Origin of the sequence: Streptomyces sp. A0592 (genome assembly GCF_004795115.1) — a bacterium.
GTDB classification, from domain to species: Bacteria; Actinomycetota; Actinomycetes; order Streptomycetales; family Streptomycetaceae; genus Streptomyces; species Streptomyces erythrochromogenes.
This window is the reverse complement of the sequence record NZ_SSBM01000023.1, coordinates 114,905-123,872: the sequence shown is the minus strand read 5'-3', so window position 1 is coordinate 123,872 and position 8,968 is coordinate 114,905. Positions and strand designations below refer to the sequence as shown.

8 protein-coding genes and 1 pseudogene are annotated in these 8,968 nt (G+C 73.4%); 5 read left to right on the top strand and 4 right to left on the bottom strand.

The annotated features are described in order from the left end of the window. Window positions 1-121: 121 nt before the first annotated feature. Together E6U81_RS27570 and E6U81_RS27565 are read right to left on the bottom strand one after the other, a co-directional pair. Window positions 122-1,369: pseudogene (locus E6U81_RS27570) on the bottom strand (helicase-related protein); the annotation flags it as partial. 4 nt (window positions 1,370-1,373) lie between these two features. Next, complete coding sequence (locus tag E6U81_RS27565) at window positions 1,374-2,222, bottom strand: class I SAM-dependent methyltransferase (protein WP_136232768.1); 849 nt, start codon at window positions 2,220-2,222, stop codon at window positions 1,374-1,376. Window positions 2,223-2,575: 353 nt separating this feature from the next. Here E6U81_RS27565 and rpsA point away from each other — a divergent pair, with 353 nt between their 5' ends. The 4 genes from rpsA (at window position 2,576) to E6U81_RS27545 (ending at window position 6,426) form a co-directional block, all read left to right on the top strand. Then, window positions 2,576-4,084 carry a 30S ribosomal protein S1 gene (rpsA, locus tag E6U81_RS27560; protein ID WP_045322440.1) on the top strand — a complete coding sequence of 503 codons (1,509 nt, stop codon included), beginning with the start codon at window positions 2,576-2,578 and terminating at the stop codon, window positions 4,082-4,084. A 258-nt stretch (window positions 4,085-4,342) separates the two neighbouring features. Continuing rightward, window positions 4,343-5,281 (top strand): PAC2 family protein, encoded by a 939-nt coding sequence (locus tag E6U81_RS27555; protein ID WP_136232767.1) that lies wholly within the window; start codon window positions 4,343-4,345, stop codon window positions 5,279-5,281. 57 nt (window positions 5,282-5,338) lie between these two features. After that, complete coding sequence (gene coaE, locus E6U81_RS27550; protein ID WP_136232766.1) at window positions 5,339-5,989, top strand: dephospho-CoA kinase; 651 nt, start codon at window positions 5,339-5,341, stop codon at window positions 5,987-5,989. A 50-nt stretch (window positions 5,990-6,039) separates the two neighbouring features. Next, window positions 6,040-6,426, top strand: coding sequence for a tetratricopeptide repeat protein (locus E6U81_RS27545; RefSeq protein WP_031149197.1), 387 nt, complete (start codon window positions 6,040-6,042; stop codon window positions 6,424-6,426). A 16-nt stretch (window positions 6,427-6,442) separates the two neighbouring features. Here E6U81_RS27545 and E6U81_RS27540 read toward each other — a convergent pair whose 3' ends face one another. Together E6U81_RS27540 and E6U81_RS27535 are read right to left on the bottom strand one after the other, a co-directional pair. Further along, window positions 6,443-6,703, bottom strand: a complete 261-nt coding sequence (locus tag E6U81_RS27540; RefSeq protein WP_136232780.1) for a DUF6343 family protein — start codon at window positions 6,701-6,703, stop codon at window positions 6,443-6,445. Between the two features lie 57 nt (window positions 6,704-6,760). Continuing rightward, window positions 6,761-7,378 carry a hypothetical protein gene (locus E6U81_RS27535; RefSeq protein WP_136232765.1) on the bottom strand — a complete coding sequence of 206 codons (618 nt, stop codon included), beginning with the start codon at window positions 7,376-7,378 and terminating at the stop codon, window positions 6,761-6,763. 171 nt (window positions 7,379-7,549) lie between these two features. On the opposite strand from E6U81_RS27535, the gene E6U81_RS41775 reads away from it, so the two are divergent. After that, on the top strand, window positions 7,550-8,899 hold the full coding sequence (locus E6U81_RS41775) for a helix-turn-helix transcriptional regulator (RefSeq protein ID WP_136232764.1): 1,350 nt from the start codon (window positions 7,550-7,552) through the stop codon (window positions 8,897-8,899). Window positions 8,900-8,968 lie beyond the last annotated feature (69 nt).

Sequence of the window (8,968 nt, the reverse complement as noted above, 5' to 3'; positions counted from 1 at the left end):
CGCACCCCCTCCAGCAGCATGAGGGACCACGCGCCGAAGGTCTCCCGGGGGGCCCGCAGCCAGCGGACCATCCGGATCTGCGGCAACGGCCTCGGGATCAGGCCCTGTTCGCGCAGCGCCGCCCGGCCGCGTCCACCGCGCCGACGGCCACGAGCACCTCCCGCGCCGCGGCCATCGCCCCGGCCGGCGGCGCGTCCAGCAGCGCCAGCCCGGACGCGTCCGGGTCGCCCCAGCACGCCGCCTGCAGGGCGAACTGCGCCAGGTCGGCGATGCGCATCTCCGGCGCCGGGAACGCCGGCAGCCGGCCGTCCTCGGCTGCCGTCCAGCAGCGGTACACCGTGCCCGGCGCCTCACGCCCGGCCCGGCCCGCCCGCTGGCGCCCGGCCGCACGGGAGGCGCGTACGGTCGCCAGCGCGCCCAGCCCGCGGGCATGGTCCACCCGGGGTTCGCGGGCCAGCCCCGAGTCGACCACCACGCGCACCCCGGGGACGGTCAGGCTCGACTCCGCCACCGCCGTCGCGAGGATCACCCGGCGGTGGTCCGAGGCGGTCAGCGCCGCGTCCTGCACGGCCGCCGGGGCCCGGCCGTGGACCTGGAGCACCTCCGCGTCCACGCCGCCCAGCTGTCCCGCCACCCGCGCGATCTCCCCGACGCCGGGAAGGAAGACCAGCACGTCACCCGAACGCTCCGCCAGCGCCCGCCGCACCACCGAGGCCACGTGCGCGAGCTGCGCCGGGTCCACCCGCATCCCGTGCGGGGGCCGCACCGGACGGGCCGGGGGTGCCCACACCGTCTCCACCGGGTACGAGACGCCCGCCGCCTCCACCACCGGCGCGCCCCCGAGGAGCCGGGCCCAGCCGGCGGAGTCCGTCGTCGCCGAAGCCGCCACGAGCCGCAGTTCCGGGCGCAGGGTCTCCCGTACGTCGAGGAGGAACGCGGCGACCGTGTCGGCGTCCAGGTGCCGCTCGTGGCACTCGTCCAGGACGACCACGTCCACGCCGGCCAGCTCCTGGTCGCGCTGGAGCCGCTGGAGCAGCACCCCGGTGGTCACCACCTCCACCACGGTGCCGGGGCCGGCCACCCGCTCGCCGCGGACCGTGAAGCCGACCGAGCCGCCGACCTGCTCGCCCAGCAGCCACGCCATCCGGCGCGCCGCGGCCCGGGCGGCGATCCGCCGCGGCTCGGCCACGACCACCCGGCGCCGCGGCCCGCCGCCCACCAGGCCCGCGAGCACCAGCGGCACCAGCGTGGTCTTTCCGGTCCCCGGCGGCGCGCACAGCACCGCGGTGCCGTGCCCGTCGAGCGCGGAGACGAGCCCGGGCAGGGCCTCGCGTACGGGGAGGGCGTCGAGGGCGGCCTGGCGGATCAAGGCGTCAGGCCCTCTCGCAGACGAAGATCGCGGTGCCGGGGATTAGATTGCCGCGCAGCGGGGACCAGCCGCCCCACTCCTGTCCGTTCCACTCGGGCCACTCGGGCTCGACGAGGTCGAGCAGGCGGAAGCCGCCCGCCACCACGTCGCGGACGCGGTCGCCGAGGGTGCGGTGGTGTTCGACGTAGACCGCGCGGCCCTGCTCGTCCTGCTCGACGTACGGGGTCCGGTCGAAGTAGGAGGCGGAGACGGTCAGGCCCTCGGGGCCGGGCTCGTCGGGGAAGGCCCAGCGGATCGGGTGGGTCACGGAGAAGACCCAGCGGCCCCCGGGACGCAGCACGCGGCGCACCTCGCGCATGACGTTCACCGGGTCGGCGACGAAGGGGACGGCGCCGTAGGCGGAGCAGGCGAGGTCGAAGGAGCCGTCGCGGAAGGGGAGCCGGCCGGCGTCGGCCTCGACCAGGGGGACGTCGTCGCCGATGCGCAGGGCGTGCTGGAGCTGGCGGTGGGAGAGGTCGAGGGCCACCGGGCGGGCGCCCCGGGCGGCCAGCCAGCGCGAGCACTGGGCGGCGCCGGCGCCGATCTCCAGCACGTCCTTGTCCTTGAGGGTGTCGGCGGGGCCGAGGAGGGCCGCGTCCGCCTCGTCGAGCCCCTCGGGCCCCCACACGAAGCGGTCGTCGCCGAGGAAGGCGCCGTGCTCGCTCTGGTACTCGTCGGCGTTGCGGTCCCACCAGCCGCGGCTCGCCCGGCTGCTCTCCGCTTCCCCCGCGTCACGGCGCGTGGCCTCGGCGTCGTCCGCGGAGTCCGGATCGGCCGCGTACGCGTCTTCGGGGGCGTCGTCCTCTTGGTTCATGGGGCCCGTCGTCGTAGTCTGCGAATGTCTTGGGATGTGGCAGGAACCGCCATCAGGGCGTTCCCGCCCATGAATTGTGCCGGTTGTGCGGTGATCCGCCCGGGGTGTGGGCCTTCGCGCATTGACCCTGTCCGGCCGCCCCCGTATGCTACAAGTTGCGCTGCGAGCCTGTGCTCCTCAGACCTAGCAGGCTGCGCTTGCATCTGTTGATGTCCCCTCGGTTTTCGAGGCCCTCACCGCTTGTGCGGATCAGGGGCTTCCTTGGCTGTCCGGCTTCTTCGGCAGATGCCGATAAGGGCTCCCGGCGTAGCAGTACCTACGACTTTCTGTCCGTAACCGGAGCCCTTTCCCACATGACGAGCAGCACCGAGACCACCTCTACCACTCCGCAGGTAGCGGTCAACGACATCGGTAACGAGGAAGCCTTCCTCGCCGCGATCGACGAGACGATCAAGTACTTCAACGACGGCGACATCGTCGACGGCGTCATCGTGAAGGTCGACCGGGACGAGGTCCTGCTCGACATCGGTTACAAGACGGAAGGCGTGATCCCGAGCCGCGAGCTCTCGATCAAGCACGACGTCGACCCGAACGAGGTCGTCAAGGTCGGCGACGAGATCGAGGCCCTGGTTCTCCAGAAGGAGGACAAGGAAGGCCGTCTGATCCTGTCCAAGAAGCGCGCTCAGTACGAGCGTGCCTGGGGCACGATCGAGAAGATCAAGGAAGAAGACGGCATCGTCACCGGTACCGTCATCGAGGTCGTCAAGGGTGGTCTCATCCTCGACATCGGCCTCCGCGGCTTCCTCCCGGCCTCCCTGGTCGAGATGCGTCGTGTCCGCGACCTCCAGCCCTACGTGGGCAAGGAGCTCGAGGCGAAGATCATCGAGCTGGACAAGAACCGCAACAACGTGGTCCTGTCCCGCCGCGCCTGGCTGGAGCAGACCCAGTCCGAGGTTCGCCAGACGTTCCTCACCACCCTGCAGAAGGGTCAGGTCCGCTCCGGCGTCGTGTCCTCGATCGTCAACTTCGGTGCCTTCGTGGACCTGGGTGGCGTCGACGGTCTGGTTCACGTCTCCGAGCTGTCCTGGAAGCACATCGACCACCCGTCCGAGGTTGTCGAGGTCGGCCAGGAGGTCACCGTCGAGGTCCTCGACGTCGACATGGACCGCGAGCGTGTCTCCCTGTCGCTGAAGGCGACGCAGGAGGACCCGTGGCAGCAGTTCGCCCGTACGCACCAGATCGGTCAGGTCGTCCCGGGTAAGGTCACCAAGCTGGTTCCGTTCGGTGCGTTCGTCCGCGTGGACGAGGGCATCGAGGGTCTGGTCCACATCTCCGAGCTGGCCGAGCGCCACGTGGAGATCCCGGAGCAGGTCGTCCAGGTCAACGACGAGATCTTCGTCAAGGTCATCGACATCGACCTCGAGCGTCGCCGGATCTCGCTGTCCCTGAAGCAGGCCAACGAGTCCTTCGGTGCCGACCCGGCGTCGGTCGAGTTCGACCCGACCCTGTACGGCATGGCCGCGTCCTACGACGACCAGGGCAACTACATCTACCCCGAGGGCTTCGACCCCGAGACCAACGACTGGCTCGAGGGCTACGAGAAGCAGCGCGAGGCCTGGGAGACCCAGTACGCCGAGGCGCAGGCTCGCTTCGAGCAGCACCAGGCTCAGGTCATCAAGAGCCGCGAGGCCGACGAGGCCGCTGCTGCCGAGGGCGCTGCCGCCCCGGTCGCCGGTGGCAACGCCGGTGCGGGCATCTCGGGTGGTTCCTACTCCTCGGAGTCGGACGAGACCTCCGGCGCCCTGGCGTCGGACGAGGCCCTGGCCGCGCTCCGCGAGAAGCTGGCCGGCGGCCAGAGCTGATCGCAGCGCGCATCGCACTCCGGTGTGAGCAGAGCTGACTGAGTACGACGGTGAGGCCCGTCCCCTTCGGGGGGCGGGCCTCACCGCGTTCCCGGTGCGGTTCCGCGGTTCCGGGTCCCCGGGGTTCCAGGTCCCGGGTTCCCGTGACGCGTGTGATCCGCGTGATCCATTGCGTTCCTGTGAAGGGGGCCAACTGGGGAATGGCGGCGCAGCCTTGGACGTTCTTGGCAGAGAACGAGACGAGGAGGAGTGGTGGCGGTGCTTGATCCACAGGGCTTGTACGAATGGGATGCCAAGGGTCTGGCGGTGGCGGACCTGGCGGTCGCCCAGGACTCGGCCGGGCTGGTCATGCTGTACCACTTCGAGGGGTACATCGACGCGGGAGAGGCCGGCGAGCAGATCGTCGAGCGGCTGCTGGACACGCTGCCCCACCAGGTGGTCGCCCGCTTCGACGCGGACCGGCTCGTGGACTACCGGGCGCGCCGTCCGCTGCTGACCTTCCAGCGCGACCACTGGGCGGAGTTCGAGGAGCCGCGGCTGGAGGTGCGGCTGGTCCAGGACGCCACCGGGGCGCCGTTCCTGCTGCTGTCCGGCCCGGAGCCGGACGTGGAGTGGGAGCGCTTCGCCGTCGCCGTCCGGCAGATCGTCGAGCGCCTCGGGGTCCGGCTCTCGGTCAACTTCCACGGCATCCCGATGGGCGTCCCGCACACGCGGCCCGTCGGCATCACCCCGCACGGCAACCGGACCGACCTCATGCCGGGCCACCGCAGCCCCTTCGACGAGGCCCAGGTCCCCGGCAGCGCCGAGTCCCTGGTGGAGTTCCGGCTGTCCCAGGCCGGGCACGACGTGCTCGGCGTCGCCGCGCACGTGCCGCACTACGTGGCGCGCTCCCCGTACCCGGACGCCGCGCTGACGGTGCTGGAGGCCATCACGGCGGCGACCGGTCTGGTGCTGCCGGCCGTGGCGCACGCGCTGCGGACCGAGGCGCACCGTACGCAGACGGAGATCGACCGGCAGATCCGCGAGGGCGACGAGGAGCTGGTCGCCCTGGTACAGGGGCTGGAGCACCAGTACGACGCCGCCGCAGGGGCCGAGACCCGGGGCAACATGATCGCCGAGCCGGCGGAGCTGCCGTCGGCGGACGAGATCGGCCGCGAGTTCGAGCGGTTCCTGGCGGAGCGCGAGGGCGAGGGCTGAGGCCCCGTGCGGGGGTCCGACCCCCGCACGCGTGTACGGGGGCCTAAGCTGCGGGGCATGCTGAAAGTGGGCCTGACGGGCGGAATCGGTGCCGGCAAGAGCGAGGTCTCGCGACTGCTGGCGGGGTACGGGGCAATCGTCGTCGACGCCGATCGGATCGCGCGGGAGGTCGTGGAGCCCGGTACGCCGGGGCTCGCGGCCGTCGTCGCGGCCTTCGGGGAAGAGGTGCTGACCCCCGAGGGAACGCTGGACCGGCCCAAGCTGGGCTCCATCGTCTTCGCAGACCAGGACAAGCTCCGGACCCTCAACGCGATCGTGCACCCGCTGGTCGGCGCCCGGTCCGCCGAGCTGGAGGCGGCCGCGGGCCCCGACGCGATCGTCGTCCACGACGTACCGCTGCTCACCGAGAACGGCCTGGCACCCCTCTACGACCTGGTGGTCGTCGTGGACGCGGCCCCGGCGACGCAGCTGGCCCGGCTGACCGCACTGCGCGCGATGGCCGAGGAGGAGGCCCGGGCCCGGATGGCCGCGCAGGCCACGCGCGAGCAGCGGCTGGCGGTGGCCACGCTCGTGATCGACAACGACGGGCCGCTGGACGCGCTGGAGCCGCAGGTGCGCAAGGTGTGGGAAGAGCTGACGGCGCGGGCCTCGGGCCGGGCCCAGGCCGGGCCCCGGGAAACGCCGCCGCCTGACGTGTGCATGGAATAGCGCGTGGGGCGGGGGCGTTGAACGCGCCGGTAGAGGGAAGGATCCATACCGTGTCCGAGACCACGCGTCCCACGCCGTCCAGCCCGGAAACACACGTCATCGACTTCCGGGCGGCCGAGCAGCTGCTCGCCGCACGCGACCCGCGCGGCGCGGTCAAGCTGCTCGACTCGGTCATCGCCGCCCACCCGGAGAACACGGCCGCCCGGCTGCTGCGCGCCCGGGCCTTCTTCGCCGCCGCCCAACTGCGTCCGGCCGAGCTGGAGTTCGAGCTGGTGCTGGAGCGGGAGCCGGACAACGCCTTCGCCCACTTCGCGCTCGCCCGCACGCACGAGCGCGCGGGACGGCCGGAGCAGGCGCGCAGGCACTTCCGGCTGGCCGCCGCCCTCGACCCGCAGCCGGAGTACCTGGCGGCGGCCCGCTTCGAGGAACAGGCCTGATCCGGCCGGGCGCCGGTCAGCGGCTGTCGGGCGGCTCGTACGGGGGGATGTCCCGGCCGGGCTGGTAGTGGGGGCCCTGGTGGATGTGGCGCACGATCATGAACAGGTCCACGCCCACCACGACCGCCAGCGCCCCGCACGCCGCCGCCCATCCGGGACGGCCCGCCAGCGAGAAGGCGACCGTCCCCGCTGCGGACCAGACCAGCCCCCACACACCCAGCCAGAACCGCAGCCGCAGCGGACTGCGGGCTGTCACCGGCTCGTTCCCGGAACGCATGGTCATCGCCTCTCGCTGTCCATGGTCCCACTCGGCCGGGCGGCCGGCCGGGCCGGGCTACGGGTTGAGCTTGTTCACGGCCTTGGTGGTCGTCTTCTTGAAGGCGGCGACCGGCGCCTGCGACAGGTCGCCCATCTGCCCCCACTGCACGACGGTCACGGTGGAGCCGTCGCGCCCGATCCCGTAGAGGTGGACGCCCGGCTCGGATTCCGGGATGGAGGTGTGGACGCCGTAGAGGTGCGCACCCTCCTCGACGGGCAGGGTCCCGTAGTCCTGCCAGGAGGCCGTGCCGCCCGGGGTCGTGCGCAGCCAGTCGGCGGCGCACGCGGCGACCTTGCGTTCCAGCGTGCCGACCAGCTTGGCGGCCGCCGAGGGCGAGGCGGCCCGTACGGAGACCTGCACGGCACCGGTGTCGACCTCCGTGCCGAAGGTGCGGTGCCAGCTCCCCGCCGTCGGCAGTACGCCCTCCAGGCAGAACGGTGCCGTCTCCGGCAGCCCCTTGGTGATCTCGCCGGAGTACCAGGGGGACGACGGGTGCGGCGGCAGGTCGGTGCCGGTCAGGAAACCGGGTGCGCCGGCGGCCGCGGCGGAGGTCGAGGTGGTGAGGACGAGGGTGGCGGCCGCCGCGACCAAGGCGGTGGCGAGGGTGGCAGCGGTGTCGGTACGTCGGAACATGTCGGTTCTCCCCGTGAATGAGTCGGTGTGCCTGACAAGGCTGTTCCCCGGCGGGGGCGCAGGGCGACGGTTCGGGGCGAAATCGGGACACTGGAACGCCCGTACGCGCCGTCACCTGGGGGAACACCTCTGGCATGGAACGGAGCCACGGGACACGGGACGGGGGACACCGTGAGTGAGGCCGAGGATTTCGCGCGGCTGATGCGGGAGCTGAAGGAGCGCGGCGGGCTGAGTTACGGCGTCCTGGCGCGCAGGCTGCACACGAGTACGTCGACGCTGCACCGCTACTGCAACGGGGAGGCGCTGCCGGCGGAGTTCGCGGTGGTGGACCGCTTCGCGCGGGCCTGCGGGGCCTCGGCGCCGGAGGCGGTGGACCTGCACCGGGCGTGGCTGCTGGCGGACGCGCGGCGGCGCGCGGGGGCGGCCGCGCCGACGCCGGTACCGGAGACGGCGGCACCGGATCCGCCGCCGGTGCCGGTGCCCGTGCTGGTGACGGAGGCGGAGGCGGATCCGGCACCGGCCCTCACGGCGGAGCCGGCCGTGACGGTGGTCGGTCCGGCAGCGGCGGGGGAGCCGGTGGTCCGCCCGACCTGGTACCGGCGCAGGGCGGCCGTGGCCGTCGCCGCGGGGCTGGCGGCGGGCGCGGTGGCCGTGGCGCTGGTGGCGGTGACCGGACCCGACCGGGGTACCCCGCAGACGGGAACGGGAACGGGAACGGGCACGGGGGCCGGCCCGGGGGCCGGTTCGCGGGGGCCCGCGGCATCTGCCCCGGCGGTGACTCCGTCGGCGGACGGAGCGGCTCCGACGGGGTCGGCGGCGGGTCCGGCATCGCCTTCGGCGGCGTCGGGGGGACCGGCCCCGGCCCCGACCTCTGCCCCGCCGCCGGGGACCGCCCCCGGCCAGGCGCCGGCGGCGCCCCTCAGGGCGGCGGTGCGGTCGCACGTGTGGGCCGCGGGCTGCGACCACGCCTACCTGTCCGAGCGGGGTCCCGCATCGGTGCCGGCGCCGCCCGTGGAGGCGGATGCGCCCGCCTGGGCCTCGGCGCAGCGCGCCGTGCACGCCGGGAACCAGATCGTGGAGGTCACCCTGCACGGCACGGGCGGGGGCGCGGTGGTCCTGGAGGGCCTGGAGGTGCGGGTGGCGGCGCGCCGCACACCGCCCGCCTGGAACGTCTACGAGATGTCGCAGGGCTGCGGCGGCGGCCTCACCCCGGCCGTCTTCGCCGTCAACCTGGACGCGCCGCGCCCGCTGGCCCGGCCCGTCGCCGGGAACGACGCCGGGAACCGGCTGCCCGCCCCGTCCTTCCCGATGCGGGTCTCGGCCGTCGAGCCGGTCGTCCTGCGGGTGGTGGCGGCCACCACGGGCTGCGACTGCGACTGGTCCCTCGACCTGCGCTGGTCCTCGCCGGCCGGTTCGGGAACCCTGCGCCTGGACGACGGCGGCCGCCCGCTGCGCACGAGCGCCGCCACCGGTCGGCCCGTCTACGGATACGCCCTGGAACAGGGCCGCTGGTCCCGCTGAATCCGCAGGTCAGGGGGTGTTGTCGGTGGCCGCACCTAGACTCGTGGGGAAGGGGCCGGCAGGTCCGGG